The organism is Neoroseomonas lacus (assembly GCF_014644535.1).
Lineage (GTDB): Bacteria > Pseudomonadota > Alphaproteobacteria > Acetobacterales > Acetobacteraceae > Neoroseomonas > Neoroseomonas lacus.
This window is the reverse complement of record NZ_BMKW01000007.1, coordinates 201,016-219,280: the sequence shown is the minus strand read 5'-3', so window position 1 is coordinate 219,280 and position 18,265 is coordinate 201,016. Positions and strand designations below refer to the sequence as shown.

The 18,265-nt window shown below is 70.0% G+C and carries 11 protein-coding genes; 10 read left to right on the top strand and 1 reads right to left on the bottom strand.

Annotation, left to right across the window (positions count from 1 at the left end):
- The first annotated feature begins 16 nt into the window (after positions 1–16).
- The 8 genes from IEY36_RS15305 (at position 17) to IEY36_RS15270 (ending at position 13,844) form a co-directional block, all read left to right on the top strand.
- Positions 17–1,213 carry a hypothetical protein gene (locus tag IEY36_RS15305; protein WP_188968121.1) on the top strand — a complete coding sequence of 399 codons (1,197 nt, stop codon included), beginning with the start codon at positions 17–19 and terminating at the stop codon, positions 1,211–1,213.
- A gap of 79 nt (positions 1,214–1,292) precedes the next feature.
- Entirely contained in the window at positions 1,293–4,256 is a 2,964-nt protein-coding gene (locus IEY36_RS15300) for a virulence factor SrfB (RefSeq protein ID WP_188968119.1), read from the top strand.
- A complete protein-coding gene (locus IEY36_RS15295) occupies positions 4,253–6,850 on the top strand; it encodes a virulence factor SrfC family protein (protein WP_188968117.1) in 2,598 nt (865 codons plus the stop codon). Before IEY36_RS15300 ends, IEY36_RS15295 begins: the two co-directional genes overlap by 4 nt.
- Positions 6,847–7,944, top strand: a complete 1,098-nt coding sequence (locus IEY36_RS15290; RefSeq protein ID WP_188968115.1) for a hypothetical protein — start codon at positions 6,847–6,849, stop codon at positions 7,942–7,944. Before IEY36_RS15295 ends, IEY36_RS15290 begins: the two co-directional genes overlap by 4 nt.
- On the top strand, positions 7,941–9,860 hold the full coding sequence (locus IEY36_RS15285; protein ID WP_188968113.1) for a vWA domain-containing protein: 1,920 nt from the start codon (positions 7,941–7,943) through the stop codon (positions 9,858–9,860). Before IEY36_RS15290 ends, IEY36_RS15285 begins: the two co-directional genes overlap by 4 nt.
- Positions 9,857–10,585, top strand: coding sequence for an ABC transporter ATP-binding protein (locus IEY36_RS15280; protein ID WP_229681338.1), 729 nt, complete (start codon positions 9,857–9,859; stop codon positions 10,583–10,585). Before IEY36_RS15285 ends, IEY36_RS15280 begins: the two co-directional genes overlap by 4 nt.
- A gap of 2 nt (positions 10,586–10,587) precedes the next feature.
- Positions 10,588–11,769 (top strand): ABC transporter permease family protein, encoded by a 1,182-nt coding sequence (locus IEY36_RS15275; protein ID WP_188968111.1) that lies wholly within the window; start codon positions 10,588–10,590, stop codon positions 11,767–11,769.
- A 203-nt stretch (positions 11,770–11,972) separates the two neighbouring features.
- Complete coding sequence (locus IEY36_RS15270) at positions 11,973–13,844, top strand: formylglycine-generating enzyme family protein (protein ID WP_188968109.1); 1,872 nt, start codon at positions 11,973–11,975, stop codon at positions 13,842–13,844.
- Positions 13,845–13,948: 104 nt separating this feature from the next.
- On the opposite strand, the gene IEY36_RS15265 is transcribed toward IEY36_RS15270, so the two are convergent.
- Entirely contained in the window at positions 13,949–14,737 is a 789-nt protein-coding gene (locus IEY36_RS15265; RefSeq protein ID WP_188968101.1) for an SDR family NAD(P)-dependent oxidoreductase, read from the bottom strand.
- Positions 14,738–14,949: 212 nt separating this feature from the next.
- Here IEY36_RS15265 and IEY36_RS15260 point away from each other — a divergent pair, with 212 nt between their 5' ends.
- Together IEY36_RS15260 and IEY36_RS15255 are read left to right on the top strand one after the other, a co-directional pair.
- Positions 14,950–17,028, top strand: coding sequence for a 3-hydroxyacyl-CoA dehydrogenase NAD-binding domain-containing protein (locus IEY36_RS15260; RefSeq protein WP_188968099.1), 2,079 nt, complete (start codon positions 14,950–14,952; stop codon positions 17,026–17,028).
- Between the two features lie 24 nt (positions 17,029–17,052).
- Complete coding sequence (locus tag IEY36_RS15255; RefSeq protein ID WP_188968097.1) at positions 17,053–18,261, top strand: acyl-CoA dehydrogenase family protein; 1,209 nt, start codon at positions 17,053–17,055, stop codon at positions 18,259–18,261.
- Positions 18,262–18,265 lie beyond the last annotated feature (4 nt).

Below are 18,265 nucleotides of genomic sequence, written 5' to 3'. Positions count from 1 at the left end.
CGCGGAGCCGGCCCGCATGATGCGCCTCGCCGCCACCCGCGCGCAGGATTTGCGCTCCTTGTTGCCGATCCCGCCGGGCGAGGCGTTTGCTGCGCTGCAGGCGGAGGCCGGGCGGCTCTCACCCGCCCATACCGCGCTGTTCGCGGCGCCGGTGGTCGAGGAGACCGGCATAGGCTGGGGCGCGCCCGGGGCGCGGATGCTGCCCTATGCCGACCTCGATGCCGCATCCCGCGCGGCGTTGATGGCCGAGGCGGGGCGGTTGCTGTCGGACCTGCGGCGGGAGGCGGAGCGCCAGGGGGCCGAGGGTGGGGGTGCGCTGGCGCGGCTTTGGCCGGCGATCGGCGAGATCCCGTCCTTCGACTTGGTGTTTGCCGTGGATGGGCGGCCGGTGCTGGCGGGGTGGGGGCATGTCGGCGCGGCCTCGCCCGGGCCACTCGGGTTGCTGGGACGCTTCGACGACGGGCGGCATTGGCAGGCGCCGGCGCGGCGGCCCTGGGGGGTCTGGGCGGCGACGCTGATCGCCCTGGCGGTGCTGGCGTTGCTGGCCGGGTTGTTGGGGCCGTTGCTGGCTTGGCGATTCCTGGTGCCGCCGGAATCGGCCTGCGTCGCGGCGCAGGGGGATCTCGAGGCACTGGCCCGGCTGGTCGAGGCGGAGCGGGGCGAGCGGGATCTGCGGACCGATCTCGCGCGGTTGGAGGAACAACTCGGTCGTCGGCGGTTGGCCTGCCCGATCCCGCGCGCGCCGGAACCGCCGCCACCACAGCCGCCGCCGCAGCCCGAACCGCAGCGGCCGCCGGAACCGGCGCCCGAACCGCCACGGCAGGACCCGTTGCCGGAACCGCCGCCGGCGCCGCCGCCACCGCCGCCCGAGCCGCCGCCGCCACCGCCGCGCGCCTCTGGCCCTCCGCCGGGGACGCAGCCCTGCAATGTGGACACGCAGTCAGGCGGGGCGGGGGAGACGCGGACGCGGCATTATGTGGGGCCGACGCCGGGACCGGTGACGATTGACTATGACACCCAGACAGTGCCGGACAGCATCGAGGTCCGTTATCGCGGGCGGGTGCTGGCGCGCACGCCGGGGATGGTCAGCGGGCGCGGGCGGATCGGCTTCGACTGGCGGCCGCAGGGTGGTGATGATGTGGTCGAGGTGGTGGTGATCGGGCCCTTCGCGAATACGCGGTGGCGGTATCGTCTGAATTGTCCGGCGAATTGATGCTGGCCGGCCGTTTCACCGCCACGTTGGCGCGGGGGCTCGGCCTGCTGCACACTCGCCGGCGCGAGATGGGGTGTTCATGAGTAGTTCGACCACGGCCGGCCTGATCAGCCTGGTGCCGTCTTCCGGCATCCAGTTCGTCGATATCGACTTCGATATCGACCGGCTGCCGCGTGGCTCCCGCAACTACTGGGAGGAGACGCTGCGCGAGCAGGTGGACCATGAGGGCAAATCTCCCACCATCCTGCGCGTGCTGGAACCGGATGAGGACGGCAACCTGGCCGACCCGGTGACGCGGCAGGTGCCGGACCCGGCGGAGACCTATGCGATCTCGCGCGCGCAGGCACTGGAGCCGTTCCTGAACAAGTGGGTGCCGCTGCCGTTCTTCCGCGTTCATGCGCGCGGGGCGGATGGCAAGGAAGTGTATGATCGCGGGCCGTCGAACTGGGCGCGCGCCTACATCGCCGAGTTTCCGCAGCGGGATGCGGAGGGGCGGTCGCACCGATTGGTGCTCGCCTTCGATACGGCCTTGATGGTGCGGGTGCCGGAGCGGCCCTATGTGGCGCCGGCGCCGGAGGATTCAGCGCGGCAGCAGGAATTCGCGCCGGTCTGCGGTCATGCGGAGAACGCCTGGTTCCTCAATGAATCCTGGGTCGGACAGTGGCTGGAGGAAGGCTTCCGCGAATTGCGGCAGGCGCAGCGTGGTGGGCGCTCGCTTCGCCCGGAGGACTTTCCGCATGTCTGCGAGCATTGGGCGCGGTATCTGAGCTTCCTCGGGCTGCTGGAGGGGATCGGCATCCTGCCGCGCATCCGTCTGGTCGATGTGGTGTCGGACAATCGGGGCTATGCACCGATCAATGTCGACCTAGTGCTCGATGTCGGCAATTCGCGCACCTGCGGACTGCTGGTGGAGGAAAGCCAGGACGCGCCGTCGCTGAACAATTCATCGGTGCTGGCGCTGCGGGATCTGTCGCGGCCGGAGCAGATCTATGCGCGCCCGTTCGAGAGCCGGGTGGAGTTCGCCGTCGGGTCCTTCGGGCGGGATGCGATTTCGCGACGCTCGGGGCGGGCGAGCGCGTTTCGCTGGCCGTCGCCGGTGCGGGTCGGGCCGGAGGCGATGCGCCTCGCCGCGGCGACGCAGGGCAATGAAGGCGCGACGGGAATTTCGAGCCCGAAGCGGTATCTGTGGGACCGGCGGCCGAATGTGCAGGGGTGGCGGTTCAACGGGCGTGCGTCGGATGGCGTGACGACGGAGCCGCCGGTCTCGGGGCCGTTCATGGCGCATGTGACGGAAACGGGCGAGGCGCTGCGCATGCTGCGCGGGCGGGGGCAGCCAGCGGTGCGCGCGCGGTTCTCGCGGTCCTCGATGTTCACCTTCCTGCTGACCGAATTGCTGATGCAGGCGGTGAGCCAGATCAACGCGCCGGCGACGCGCTCGGCGCGGCGGTTCGCGGATGTGCCCAGGCGGTTGCGGCGGGTGATATTGACGCTGCCGCCGGCCATGCCGCTGGCCGAGCAGAAGATTCTGCGTGAGCGGGCGGAGGGGGCGATCAAGCTCGCCTGGGACCTGCTGGGGTGGACCGAGGCGGGGGCGACGGCGCCGCCGGAACCGCGCGTGTTGCTAAACCTCGACGAGGCGACGGCGACGCAGGTGGTTTGGCTCTACACGGAGATCACCCAGCGGCTGCAGGGCGATGCGCAGGGGATGTTCGAACTGGCCGGGCGGGTGCGGCCGGAACGTGGGCCGAACCCCTGCCTGCGGGTGGCGTCGATCGACATCGGTGGCGGGACCACCGATCTGATGGTGGTGACCTGGAGCGTGGAGAACCGCGACACCATCGTGCCACGCCAGGAGTTTCGCGAAGGCTTCAAGATCGCCGGCGACGAGGTGCTGGAAGGGCTGATCACGCATCTGGTGCTGCCGCAGGTGGCGGAGGCGTTGCGCGGGGCCGGCATGTCGGACCCGCAGGCCTTCTTGCGCCAGACCTTAGGCGGCGATCGCGGTGGGCAATCCGAAGTGGAGCGGCATCTGCGGCGGCAATTCGTCGCACAGGTGCTGGAACCGACCGGGCTCGCCGTGTTGCACGCCTATGAGCGGATCGAGGGGCGGCAGATGGGGGAGGTGTTCCGCGCCGCCATCCGCGCCGTGCTGGAGGGCGAGGCGCAGCCGGCCAATCCACGCGCCGTCGCCTTTTTCGAGACGGCGGCGCGGCAGGCGGGGGCGCGGGACTTCGCCATCGCCGATGTCGAGATCGCCGCCGATGTGCGGCGGGTCGAGGCGGTGATCCAGGCGACGCTCGGCCCGGTGCTGGCGGACCTGTGCGAGGTGGTCTGGCATTACGATTGCGACGTGTTGTTGCTGTCCGGGCGCCCGTCGCGGCTGCGCGCGATCACCGACATCGTGCTGGCGAAATCGCCGGTGCCGCCGCATCGGATGATCGGCATGCATCGCTATGCGGTGGGTGGGTGGTATCCGTTCCGCGATGCCAATGCGCGGATCGAGGACCCCAAGACCAGCGCGGCGGTGGGGGCGATGCTCTGTGCGCTGGCGGAAGGGCGTTTGGAATCCTTCCTGATGCGGACATCGCAATTGTCGATGAAATCCACCGCGCGATTCATCGGGCGGATGGAGATTTCGGGGCAGATTCGCGAGCAGGGGGTGTTGCTGTCCGAGGTGGATCTGGAGAAACGGCCGGCCAGCGCCGATGGGGTCGAATTCACCATGACCTTCGCGGCGCCGACCTTTCTCGGTTTCCGGCAATTGCCGATCGAACGCTGGCCGGCGACGCCGTTATACGCGCTGGAATTCGCGAACCCTGAAAGCGTTCCTCGCCTGGCGCTGCCGCTGCGGGTGAAGATACGCCGGGCCGACATGGACCCCGACGCACCGGGCCAGGAAGAGAAGCGCGAGGATTTCCGCGTCGAGGAAATCGAGGATTCCGAGGGCACCGCGCTCAGGCGCACCGATGTGGAGATACGGCTGCAGACGATGAAATCCGAAGCGGGCTATTGGCGCGATACCGGTGTGGTGGGGTTGGCATGAGGCTCGATACCTCCACTGACGCCGCGCTGGCCGCAGCCGCGCGCGGGACCGCCGAGGCGGCCTCCGAGGCGATCGGCTGGCTCGCCGACAACCGCACCAAGGTGCGCGAGGAAGCGCCGGCCGTGGCGCGCGATTTCCGGAAGTTCGCGCGGCGGGCCCGGAAGTTGGAGGCTGCTGCCGAACGGCCGATGTGCGTCGCGGTGTTCGGGCCGTCGCAATCGGGCAAGTCGTACCTGATCTCGGCGCTGGCGCGGCGTGGGCAGGAATCGGTCACCGCGATGTTCGACGGCGCGGCGCTGGATTTCGTGCGCGACATCAACCCCGAGGGCGGGCAGGAGGCGACGGGGCTCGTCACGCGCTTCACGCTGCGGCCGCCGGCGGCGCTGCCGGGGCATCCCGTGGCGCTGCGGCTGTTGTCGCAGACCGATGTCATCAAGATTCTCGGCAATACCTTCCTGGAGGATTTCGACCCGGCGGAGGTGGATATTCCCTCGCCGGAATTCGTGCAGTCGCATTGCGCGCGCTTCGCCGCGCGGGCCGGCGCGGAGCCGGTGGACCGGCTGACCGATGATGATGTCGATGATCTGCGCGAGTATTTCGAGGGGCTGTTTCGCGGGCATCCGCTGATCCCGGGGCTGGGGTCGGCGTTCTGGGCGCAGGCGGCGAATATCGCGCCACGGCTGCCGGTAGCGGAACGCGCGGCCTTCTTCTCGATCCTGTGGAACGGTCATGAGGCGGTGACGAGTGCGGCGCGGGAGTTGCTCGCCGCGCTGGCCGCGCTGGATTTTCCGGATGAGGCTTTTGCGCCGCTCGATGCGCTTTCGCCGCGCGAGACCTCGATCATCGATGTGCGGACGCTGTCGGGGCTGGGCGATCCGGCGGATGGCAAGCTGGCGCTGCGCACGCGGGCGGGGCGGCAGGCGGTGTTGCCGCGCGCGGCGGTCGCGGCGCTGGTCGCCGAGCTGACCATCGCGCTGCGCGACAAGCCTTGGGACTTCTTCGACGTCACCGACCTGCTCGACTTCCCCGGCGCGCGGTCGCGCGAGAAGCTGACGCAGCCGGGGCGGTTCCTCGCCGAGAAGGGCAAGCTGCCGGGGTTGTTCCTGCGCGGCAAGGTTGCCTACCTGTACCAGCGCTACTGCGCGGAGCAGGAAATCACCTCGATGCTGCTGTGCATCGGGCCGTCCAACCAGGAAGTCCGCACCCTGCCGCGGATGATCAAGGATTGGGTGGATGGCACGCTCGGCGTGACGCCGGAAGAACGCGTGCGGCATCGCAATGCGCTGTTCCTGGTGCTGACGAAGTTCGACACCGAGTTCGAGGAGAAGAAGGGCGCGACGGAAGGGACGGGCAGTCGTTGGACCATTCGGCTGAACGCGTCGCTGCTTGATTTTTTCGGCAAGGAATATGACTGGCCGCGCAACTGGGCGGCCGGGCAGCCCTTCGCGAATACCTATTGGCTGCGCAACCCGAATGTCGCGGCGAAGCACATCCTCGACTATGACGAGCACGGGCGCGAGGCGGCGCCGCGGGCGTCTGAGGCCGCGCGCATCGCCAGGCTGCGCGAGGAATTCGTCACCAATGACGATGCGCGGCGCCACTTCGCCGACCCCGAGCGCGCCTGGGATGCGGCGATGACGCTGAATGATGGCGGCATCTCGCATCTCGCTGAAAGCCTGCGGCCGGTCTGCGACCCGGCGATCAAGCGCGGGCAGATCGCGGCGCGGCTGGAGGCGTTGCGGCTCGATATGGCGGGGCGGCTGTCGCCCTATTGGCATTCGGGGGATCTGACGCAGGAATTGGCGAAGCGGCGGGAGGAAGCGCGGGTGGTCAGCCGGGCGCTGGTCGCTTGTGCCTCGGCCCAGGCCTTCGGGCGGTTGATCCGCAGCCTGCAGGTGACGCCGGAGGAGCTGACCTCTGCCTGGTGGCGGATGCAGATGGAACCGGAGGAGGAAGCGCCGGTCGGTGCGCGGGCGGGGGAGGAGGATTACCTCGCCGAGTTGGGCGACCTGGTGGCGCCGGCGGCGCAGGGCGAGCACAAGGCGCGTGACGCCTTCGAACGCTATGCCGACCTCGCCGTCGCCGAATGGATGGAGAAGATGCATCGCGCGGCGGCCGAGCCGGAGATGACCGAGCAGTTGAAGTTGCCGCGCGATGCGGCGACGGCGCTGGTCGCGCAGATCGGCGCGGGGGCGCGGCGGACGGCGTTGTCCTCGCGGATTGCACAGCGGCTGCGCGAGGCGGCGTCCTATCGGCAGAAATTGAGCGAGAGCGCGTCCAAGCCGGTGATGGTCGCGGAGGGCGTGGTCAATCGCTACGTCCATACGTTGGGCTACAGCGAAGTGCCGACGGACCAGCGGCCGCGGGCCGGGCGAACCGATCGGCCGGTGTTCGCGCCGCGCCCGCCGGTCAACGGCATGCCGCATCTCGGGCCGCAGCCGGAATCCTACGACAAGCAGTATCACGTCGATTGGATCAGCGCGTTTTCGCGCCTGGCGGAGGAGAACGTCACGGCGTCGGGCGGGCTTGAGATCGACGTGGTGGAGAATGCGCGCCTTGGGAAGATCCTGGGCGTGCTCGGCCGGGCGGCATGAGTGCGGTGCTCGCCGCCGCCGATCCGGCCCATCCCGAGGGCGGGCATGCCATCATCCTGTTGCAGGGGGTGATGGATGTGCCGGTCGACCCGCGCTTTCGCATCCTGCGCGAGGGATGGGGCAAGGGGACGCTCGGGCCGGATGGTTGGCAGGTGAGCGACGCGTTGCTCAGCCCCGATCGGGTCGAGATGTCGCCGCAGGGGGTGCGGCTGTATCTCGGGCCGCAGGTGGTGGATTGGCTGGAAGCGGGACCGGTGCAGTTCCGCCTGCCGGCGGCGCGGGTCGAGGCGCCGCTGTTCTGGCCGGATGTGCCGCCGCTGCATGGCGGGTCGGGGCATACCATCGCGGTGCCGGCGCCGGCCGTGCGACCCGCGCCACCGCCCTTGCCGGGGTTGCCGATCGAGGACCCGGACGCGACCATCACGGTGGCGCCGCCGCGGCCCGTCGCGGCGCCGGCGCTTTCGGTGCCGCAGGCGGCGCCGGTGGTGGCGTCGCGGGCGGTCTGGCCCTGGGTGTTTCTGGTGCTGCTGTTGCTGGCGGCGGCCGGTGGCGGGGCCTGGTGGTGGTTCAAGATCCGCGAGCAGCCGGTGCCGGAGGCGCCGCCGCCGGAAGACCCGGTCATCATCGCGCCCGACCCCTTGCCGCGCGCCGACCCGCCGCGCCCGGAGGCGCCGGCGCTGCCGCCGGTCCAGCCCCGGATTGAACCGCAGGCGCCGGTCAGCCTCGATGGGTTGACGGTGCCCGAGGTTGTCGCGCGTGCGACCTCGCCGGCCGCGATCGCCGATGAGGCCGCGCGGCGCTATGATGCCGGGCGGTATGATGATGCGCTGTTGTTGTGGGAAGCGGCGGCGCGGGCGGGCCATGCGGCGGCGCTGACGCGGTTGGCGCGGTTGTATGATCCGGTGGGCTTTGAGCCGGGCCGGCCGTTCCGCGACCCGGATCCGCGCCAGGCCGCACGGCAGTATCGCGATGCGGTGGCGGCCGGCGATGCGGCGGCCGCCGAGCCGCGCGCGCGGCTGCGGCAATGGCTCGACGACCGGGCGCGCGAGGGTGATTTGAACGCGCCGCTGACCATCAGGGATTTCTGGCAATGACGCCGCGCCGCCTGCTTCTCCTTGGCTCTGTCGCGCTGCTGCCATTCGCCGCGCAGGCGCAAAGCGGTGGCCGCGCCCTGCGCGCCGGCGCCCGCGCGCCCCTGCTGATCCCAGGCAAGACGACGTTGTTCCAGCGCGTCATCCTGAGGCCCGGCGCGACGCTGCATGCGCAGCTTGGCGCGGCGCAGGGGCGGCCGTTGCCGGGCTTCAGCGTGATGCATGTCTATGCGCGGCGTGAGGGCTGGCTGGAGATCGGCCGCGAGGCCGATGGGCGTGTCGAGGGCTGGGTGCGCGAGGACCGCGCGGTCGATTGGCGCCACACCATGATCGGCGCCTTCACCAACCCGGCGGGGCGGGAACGCACCATGTTCCTGCGCGATGCGGATGCGTTGCGCGGGCTGCTGGCCTCGCCCTCCATGACGCAGAATGCGGTGGCGATGCGCGCGACGGCGGGGCAGGCGGGCAGCCCGGTGCTCGCGCTGGAACCCGAGACCTTCGTCGACATCCAGCGCAATTTCTACCTGCTGCCGATCCTGGAGGCGGAGACCATCCAGCGGCGCGACGGCACGCAGTTGCGCATGCTGGAGGTGATCTCCGCCCCGGCCGAGTTGCGGCAGGCGCCGGCCCAGGCCGACCCGGCGCGGCTGCGGGATTTCCGCGGCGGCGTGGTCTTCGTCATCGACACGACGATTTCGATGCAGGCCTCGATCGACCAGACGCGCGAGGCGATCCGCCGTATCATCGCGCGCATCGGCGATACCGCGGTGCGCGACAATTTCCGCTTCGGCATGGTGGCCTATCGGGCGGATATCTCGGCCCGGCCGCAGCTGGAATATGTGACGCGGCTGGTCGCCGCACCGGATCTGTCGCAGCCGCCGGATGCGATCCTGCCGGCGCTCGCGCAGGTGCGCGCGGCGACGGTGCCGACCGAGCGCTTCGACGAGGATGCGATCGCCGGGTTGCGTGTGGCGATCGACCAGGTGGATTGGCAGGCCTTTGGCGGGCGGTATGTGGTGTTGATCACCGATGCCGGGGCGTTGGATGCCACCGATCCGAAGTCGCAGACGCGGTTGGGCATTGCCGAGATCAAGGCGCTGGCGGAGGCGCGCGGCATCGCGTTGTTCGCGATTCATCTGCAGACGCCCGAGGGGCGCGCGAACCACGCGCATGCGCGGGCGCAATATCAGGAATTGACGCGGTACGGGGCGGCGGGGTCGCTGTATTTCCCGGTGGAAGGTGGTTCTCCGCCGGCGTTCGAGCGAGTGGTGAATGGGCTGACCAATGCGCTGTTCCGGCAGGTGGCGGATACCGTCGGGCGGCCAATCGGCGGGGTGGAGCCGGCGCGCACGCCCGAGGCTGAGCGCATGGCGCAGCAGGTGGAAATTGTCGCGACGGCGATGCGGCTCGCCTATCTCGGGCGCGAGGGCGGGACGACGGCGCCGGATGTGGTGCGGTCCTTCACCACGGATCGCGACCTGCGCGACCCGACGGTGGCGGCGCTGGACATTCGCGTGCTGCTGACGCGCAACCAGCTTTCCGATTTGTCGCAGGCGCTGACACGGATTCTTGACGCCGGACTGGCGGGGCGGACCGATCCGACGTCGTTTTTCGGGCAGTTGCGGGCGGCCTTTGCGGCGACGGCGCGTGACCCGGCGCGGCTGGGCAATCTCGCGCGGGTCGGGCAGGCCTTGGGGGAGTATCTCGATGGGCTGCCCTATCAATCCCAGGTGATGGAATTGAGCGAGCAGGAATGGCTCGCCATGGGGGCGGCGGCGCAGCGCGAGTTGATTAACGGCATCGAGACCAAGTTGCGGCTGTATCAGGAATTCGCCGCGCGGCCGGATTTGTGGGTGACGCTCGATGGCCGGCCGGGGGGCGAGGCGTTCTTCCCCGTGCCGCTTGAAGCGCTGCCGTGAGTAGCCTGCTGTCCCTGCGGGAGGTGGCGAAGGCCTATCGCGGGGATGCGGCGCCATTCGCGCTGGAGGTGCCGGCATTCGAGTTGGCGGAGGGCGAGGCGCTGGCGTTGGCCGGGCCGTCGGGCAGCGGCAAGTCGACCTTGTTGATGATGCTGGCGCTGGCGCTGCCGCCGGATGTTGGCCGCTTCACCTTCGCGGGCAGCGATATCGCGCGGCTGTGGCGCGAGGGGCGGCGCGATGCCTTGGCGGCGCTGCGCGCGCGGCGCATCGGCGTGGTGCCGCAGACCGGCGGGCTGCTGCCCTATCTGACCGTGGCGGGGAATATCGGGCTGACGCAGCGCATCGCGGGGTGCGAGGACGCGGCGCGGGTGCGGATGCTCGCGGAGGAACTCGGTATCGGGGCGCAGCTGCGCAAGCGGCCGGCGGAACTGTCCGTTGGGCAGCGGCAGCGCGTGGCGATCGCCCGCGCGCTGGCGCATCGGCCGGCGCTGGTATTGGCGGATGAGCCGACGGCGTCGGTGCATCCCGAACTCGCCGATGCGGTGTTGGCGTTGCTGAAGCGGGAGTGTGACCAGGCCGGTGCGGCGTTGCTGGTGGCGACGCATGACCCGGAGCGGGCGGCGCGCGCCGGGTATCCGGTGTTGGCCTGCGAGACGCATGCGCCTGGCGCCGATGGCATCGCGCGGTCGGTGTTCGCGCGCGCGTCGCTGGTCGAGGCGGCCTGACCATGCTGCGCCTCGCGCTGGCGGATCTCTGGCATGAACGGGTGTTGTTCCTGTGCTCGGCGCTGGGGTGCGCGGCGGTGTTGGCACCGTTGATCGTGCTGTTCGGCCTGCGGCAGGGCGTCGTCGCCGGGCTGCGGGCGGAATTGCTGGAGGATCCGCGGGCACGCGAGGTGGTCTCCATCGTCAATCGGACGCTGGAACCGGCGTTGTTCGCGCGGCTCGCCGCCGACCCGCGCGTGGCCTTCCTGGTGCCGCGCACGCGGGCGCTCTCAGCGACCATCGTGTTGGAGAACCAGGCGAGGCCCGGCCGTGGCGTGCGGATGGAATTGCTGCCGACCGGGCCGGGCGACCCGCTGCTGCCGGGGCTCGCGGCTGGAGAGGGGTTGGTGCTGTCGCCGACGGCGGCCGAGCGGCTGGGGCTTCGGCCGGGCGATACGGCGCTGGCCTCGGTCGCGCGCAGCGTCGGTTCGGCGCGGGAGGTGTTGACCCTGTCGCTGCCGGTCGCGAGCATTGCGCCGGCCTCGGCGGCGACGCGCGATGCCGCCTTCGCCGGCGTGCCGGTGCTGTTGCTGGCGGAGGATTTCCTCGATGGCAATGCGCCCGTCGATGCGCGGCCGGGTACGGTCGAGGCGTCGCGCGCGCGGCCCTTCGCCGGCTTCCGGCTGCATGCGGCACGGCTTGAGGATGTGCCGGCGCTCGACCGCGAATTGCGGCTGGCGGGGATCGAGGTCGCGTCGCGCGCCGGGTCGGTCGCCGGGTTGCTGCGGCTCGACCACAATCTGGCGCTGCTGTTCCTTGCTATCGCGGGGGCGGGGGGTGCGGGGTATCTGGTCAGCCTCGGCGTCGGGCTCTGGGCGCAAGTGGAACGCAAGCGGCGGGATCTCGCGCTGCTCTCGCTGCTGGGGATGAAGCGGCGGGCGTTGCTGATGCTGCCACTGGTGCAGGCGGCGGCGGTGGCGCTGGCCGGCGCGCTGCTGGCCTTCGGTGTCGCGGCGGCGGTGGCAGGCGTGTTGAACCGCGCTTTTGCCGGGACCGTCGCCGGGGATCGGCCAGTGTGTTTGCTGACGGCCGGGATGGGGGTGGCGGCGGCGGGCGTGACGCTGGCGGGGGCGCTGCTGGCCTCGGTGCTGGCGGGGGCGCGGGCGGCGGCGGTCGCACCGGCGGAAGGGCTGGCGGAGGGATGATGGACGGCCGGCCCGTGGATGCGGAGAGGGGCTTTGCCCCCCTCCGGACCTCCCCCCACCAAAGGCCTAAAGGCCTCTGGACACCTCGATTGGGTGCCCGGCAGGGCGCGTGGGTCGACCAGCTCAGTGACCGCCGGGCGCGGGAGCGCAGTTCGGTCCATAGTCTGACAGCGGCGCCAAATGCCCATGGATGGCGTTCCAAGGTGCCCGGCACCTTGGCGGGGTGGTTTGGAGGGGCGGCGCCCCTCCATGTCTCGCGCGCACTGGCCCTGGCGATGCTGCTGGCTGGCCCGGTCGCCGCGCAAACCCCCTGGGCGGTTGATTTCACCAACCCGCAACCGGCCCAGGGCGACCTGATGCTGCCGATGCCCTGCGGCGGCGCCATGGCCTTCCGCCCCGTCGAGACCCCCACCGGCCCCGGCGCGCTGCAGGACCGGCCGGTGACGCTCGGCACGCTCGACCCAGCCGGGGGGGTCGCCGAGTTCGCCCGGCGCGACGCGGTGGCCGGCCCCTTCACCGCGGCGGGGCGCGACGTGGCGCTGTTTTGGCTCGGCAAATACGAGGTGACGCGCGACCAATATGCCGCGGTGATGGAGGAACGTTGCCCGACGGCCTCCGCGGCCGGGCGGCTGCCGGCGGCGACGCTGTCCTGGTTCGACGCGGTCGCCTTCAGCCAGCGCTACACCACCTGGCTGCTGCGCAACGCGGCGGCGCGGTTGCCGCAGGCCGATGGCACCCCTGCCTTCGTGCGCCTGCCGACCGAGGAGGAATGGGAATACGCGGCGCGCGGTGGCGCCGCGGTGAGCGAGCTGGATTTTCTCGGCCGCACCTTCCCGATGCCGGAAGGGACCTCGCGCTATGCCTGGTTCCAGGGGCCGCGCTCGGCGGCGGGCCGGGCGCAGCCGGTGGGGATGCTGGAGGCCAACCCGCTCGGGCTGCATGACATGCTCGGCAATGTCGGGGAACTGGTGCTGGAACCGTTCCGCGCCGTACGCGTCGGGCGGTTGCATGGCCAGGCCGGCGGGGTGGTGGTGAAGGGGGGTGACTTCCGCACGCCGGAGACGGCGCTGCGGTCCTCCCTGCGCATCGAGATGCCGCCCTACAACCCGACGGATGGGCAGCCGACGCGGCTGGCCTCGGTCGGGTTTCGCGTGGCGCTGGCGGCGCATGTGACGACGAGCCTGCATCGGGCCGAGGCGCTCAACCGCGCCTTCGAGGCTGAGAGCCGCGCCTCCGGCACCGAGGCGGAGAATGCGCGGCGGCAAATCGCGGCGATGCGCGCGGGCGCGGATGCGCCGATGCGGCAGAATCTCGACCGGCTGGAGGCGGGGCTGATGGCAGCCGAACGCCAGCGGCTGGAACAGGAACGTGCCGGCATTCGCGCGCAGTTGGAGGGGGCCGCCGTGCTGGCGCGTGCGGTCGGTCAGTCGCAGCGGCGGATGGATGGGATCCAGCCGCTGCTGTCGGGTGCGGATGTGGTGCAGTCGAGCCCGGAGATGCGCCACCAGTGGGCGACGGCGCTGGAACAGCTTCGCATCGAACGCGAATTGTCGCTGGATGGTTATGCGCGGATGGTGGCGGACCTCGGGCGGACCGCCGATCGGGCGACGCTGGCCACCGAGGCCGGGGTGGTGGCGCGCGAGGCCGAGGCGCGCAACGTGCCGGATTTGCGGCCGTATCTGGATGTCGCCGCGCGGCATGCGGCGGATTCGCGCGACAATGGGCTGCCGCCGCGTGACCGGTTGCGCGAGGAGGTGCTGGCGGCCAGCCGGGCTGCCGGGCCGCCGCGGCCGGTGAGCGTGCCGGACCCGCCCCGCACGCCGGAGCCGCGCCAGGCCGCGCCAGCGCCGCCCCCGACCGTCGCGGTGCCTCCGCCGCCCGCACCGCCACCGCCGCCGGGCGAGCCTTCAACCGCGGCGCGGCCGTCCCAGGCGGCGCAACCGCCGCGCCAGCCGGCACCGCCACCGCGCCAGCCCATCGTTCCGGGGCCCGGGATCAGCGTGAAGCCGCCGATCAATCGGAGCGGGCAGCGGCAGAGCTTCGACCCGAGCGGCAAGCCGCCCGGGTATCGATGATGAGAGCGTGATGTGTTCACCTTCGTTTACGCATCACGCTCTAACCCGTTGTTTGATCGCGTGACTCAGACCTTCGGTGCCTGCGCACCAGCGGCCATGACGCTCTATTCCTCGTCGTCGGAGCGCGAGGGCGGGCCGGCGAGGACGCCGCCATCAATGACGATAGTCTGGCCGGTCATGAACGACCCGGCCGGGGAGGCGAGGAAGATGGCCGCGCCGGCAATCTCGTCCGGTTCGCCGATGCGCTTGAGCGGGGTGTCCTTGGTGCGCTTCTTGTAGATGCCGGGGTCCTCCCACAGGGCGCGGGCGAAGTCGGTGCGGATCAGGCCCGGCGCGATCGCGTTGGCGCGGACGTTCCGGGGGCCCCATTCGACGGCCAGGTTGCGCACCAGCTGCATGTCGGCGGCCTTGGAGATGGCATAGGCGCCGAGTACCGGCGAGCCGCGGAAGCCACCGATCGAAGAGATGATGACGATCGACCCGCCGCCGCGTTCGGCCATGCCCGGCGCGGTCATGTGCGACAGCCAGATATTGGACTTGATGTTCGACGCCATGATCTTGTCGAAGATCTCGTCCGGCATCGTGATGGCCGGGCCGAAATGCGGGTTGATCGCGGCGTTGCACACCATGACGTCGACCTGACCCCACGCGGCGATGGCAGCGTCCACCAGAGCTTGGCATTCGTTCTTGCGGCCGATATTGCAGGCGACCGCCATGGCGGTGCCGCCCTTCGCCTTGATGGCGTCCACCACCTCCTGGCAGGCGTCGATCTTGCGCGAGGAGACGACGACCTTCGCCCCCTGTTCGGCCATGCGTTCGCAGATGGCGCGGCCGATGCCGCGGCTGCCGCCGGTGACGATGGCGACCTTGCCGGTCAGGTCAAACAAGGACATGGCGTTTGCTCCCCTAGGGTTGATGCGGCAGGGCAGCATGGCGCGGCCCGCGCGGCAACCGGGGTGGCCGGGGCGCTTGCCGCCGCGCGCATCCTGCAAGCCTTGCCGCCGCGCGCATCCTGCAAGCCTTGCCGCCGCGCGCATCCTGCACGACACTCCGGCCCGACCGATCGGTCGAGTTGCAGACCGGCAATTTCGAGGGAGAAACGCCAGTGGCCCAGGACGCGGACTTCGTCCAGCACGACAAGCAGGGCGAGGTGCACGTGCTGCGCCTTGCCAACCCGCCGGTGAACACGCTGCGGACCGAGATCCGCGCCGGGCTGCTGGCCGGGCTGAACGCGGCCAAGGCCGCTGGCGCGAAGGCGGTGGTGCTGATCGGCACCGGGCGCCTGTTCTGCGCCGGCGCCGAGATGACGGAATTTGGCAAGCCGCGGCAGCCACCCTCGCTCAATGAGGTGTTCGACGCCATCGAAGCCTATCCGGGCATCGTGGTCTCGGCGATCCATGGCTCGGCATTGGGTGGTGGGCTGGAATTGGCGCTGGCCTGTCATGCACGGGTGGCGGTGGCCTCGGCGCAACTTGGGCTGCCGGAGGTCAAGCGCGGCTTTGTCCCCGGCGCGGGTGGCACGCAGCGCCTGCCGCGCATGATCGGGCCGGAGGAAGCGGCGAAGATCATCGTCTCGGGCGAGCCGGTCTCGGCGGGCAAGGCGCAGAAGCTGGGTTTCGTCGATGCCGTGATCGAGGGTGACCTTGAGGCCGGCGCGGTGGCCTGGGCGCGGGCCAATATCGGCAAGACTTTTACCCTGGCGCGCAACCGCACCGACAAGATCAGCGGGCAGGATGCGGCGGCATATGACGCTGTGGTGGCCGGGCTGTTGAAGCGCTCGCGTGGGCAACAGAGCCCGAAGGGATGTGCCGAGGCGGTGCGGGCCTCCTTCACCATGCCGTTCGAGCAGGGGTTGGAGAAGGAGCGTGAACTGTTCCAGTCGCTGGTGGCTGGCGAGCAGTCCAAGGCGCTGCGCCACATCTTCTTCGGTGAGCGCGAGGTTCTGCGCATCCCGGGCCAGCCGGCCGATGCGAAATCCCTGCCGATCGAACGCCTGGTGGTGATCGGCGGCGGGACGATGGGTGGCGGCATCGCCATGTCCGCGGCCAACAACGGCGTGCCGGTGACCATCGTGGAGATGACCGAGGAGGCGCTGCAGAAGGGCCTCGCGCGCTGCCATGCGAATTGGGAGCGGACGGTCTCGACCGGGCGGCTGTCGCAGGCGGATTACGAGAAGCGGCGCGCATTGCTGACCGGCAGCACCGATTTTGAGGGAACCGTCGGCAAGGCGGACCTGGTGATCGAGGCGGTGTTCGAGAACATGGAGGTGAAGAAGCAGGTCTTCGCCCGGCTCGACAAGGCGGCGCGGCCGGGGGTGATGCTGGCGTCCAACACCTCGACGCTTTCGATCGATGAGATCGCTTCGGCGACGTCGCGGCCGGAGCTGGTGGTGGGGATGCACTTCTTCTCGCCGGCCAATGTGATGCGGCTGCTGGAGAATGTGCGCGGGGCGAAGTCGTCCTGGGCCGCGATCGCGACGGCGACGGAATTCGGCAAGCGGATCGGCAAGCTGCCGGTGCTGGTCGGCAATTGCGACGGCTTCGTCGGCAACCGCATGACGGGAAAGCGCGGCCCGCAGGTCGAGAAGCTGCTGCTGGAAGGCTGCCTGCCCACCGATATCGACAAGGTGATGGAAGGCTACGGCATGGCGATGGGGCCGCTAGCCGTGGGTGACCTCGCCGGGCTCGATATCGGTGCCGCGGTGCGCAAGGCGCGTGGGACCGTGGCGCCGGTGGCGGATGCCATCGTGGCGCTCGGGCGCTTCGGGCAGAAGACCGGCAAGGGCTGGTACATGTATGACGAGAAGCGCACCCGCATGCCGGACCCGGAGGTGGAGCGCATCATCCTCGACGTGGCCGAGAAGATGCAGGTGCGGCGGCGCAAGATCGAGGATCAGGAAATCCTGGAGCGGCTGATGCTGCCGATGGTCAATGAGGGTGCGCGCATCTTGGAGGAAGGTGTCGCGTATCGGCCGATCGATATCGACGTCATCTTCGTCAACGGCTTTGGCTGGCCAGCCTGGCGCGGCGGGCCGATGTTCTGGGCTGATACGCAGGGGCTGAAGAACGTGCGCGACAAGTTGGCGCATTATGCCGAGGTGACGGGGGATGCGAACCTGAAGCCCACGGCGCTGATCGAGAAGCTGGCGGCCGAGGGCGGGTCTTTCGCCTCAATGGGCGCCTGACGGAAACACACGGGAGCAACGATCATGGAACTCCGGTTCACCGATGAGGAGCGCGCCTTCCGTCAGGAAGTGCGCGAGTGGATCGACGCCAACCTGCCGGCCGATACGCGTGAGCGCATGGCGTCGGGCCGCACGCCGACGAAGGCGATGCAGGTCGATTGGCAGAAGCGTCTGTATGCGAAGGGCTGGGCGGTGCCGCATTGGGCGGTGGAATGGGGCGGGCAGCCCTGGACCGCGATCAAGCGCTTCATCCTGTCCGAGGAAATCCAGTCGACGCCGGCGCCGAGCCCGCTGGGCTTCAACTGCAACATGCTCGGGCCTGTGCTGATCGCCTTTGGCACGGAGGAGCAGAAGAAGTTCTTCCTGCCCAAGCTCGCCAGCCTCGACCTGTGGTTCTGCCAGGGGTTTTCGGAGCCGGGGGCGGGGTCGGACCTCGCCTCCCTGAAGACGCGGGCGGTGAAGGAAGGCGACCACTATATCGTCAATGGCCAGAAGACCTGGACGACGCTGGCGCAGCATGCGGATTGGATCTTCCTGCTGGTGCGCACCGATCCGGGCGCGGCCAAGCAGCAGGAAGGCATCTCCTTCCTGCTGGTGGACATGAACACGCCAGGCATCACGGTGCGGCCGATCATCACCATCGATGGCGCGCATGAGGTGAACGAAGTCTTCTTCGACGATGTCAAGGTGCCGGTTGCCAATCTCGTCGGCACGGAGAACCGTGGCTGGGATTGCGCGAAGTTCCTGCTGTCGAATGAGCGGACCGGGCAGGCGCGCGTGGGGGCGTCCAAGGAGCGCATCCGCCGGCTGAAGCTCATCGCCAAGGAAGCGCCGGGTGGTGCGCGGCCGGTCATGGAAGACCCGCGTTTCCGGTCGCGGCTGACCGATGTCGAGGTGCAGCTCAAGGCGCTGGAGATGACGACGCTGCGCGTGCTGGCGGACGAGAACCGGCAGCTCAGCCGCGGCAAGCCGAACCCGGCGTCTTCCGTGCTGAAGATTCGTGGGACGGAGTTGCAGCAGGCGATTTCGGAACTCTACGTCATGGCGGCAGGGCCATATGGCCTGGCGGCACCGAATGATCCGGAAGCGGATGGGCGGAACGAGCCGGACGTCGCGCAGGATTGGCAGACGCTGGCGCAGGCGACCTACTTCAACTGGCGCAAGCAGACGATCTACGGCGGATCCACCGAGATCCAGAAGAACATCATGGCCAAAGCGTTCTTGGGGCTCTGAACAG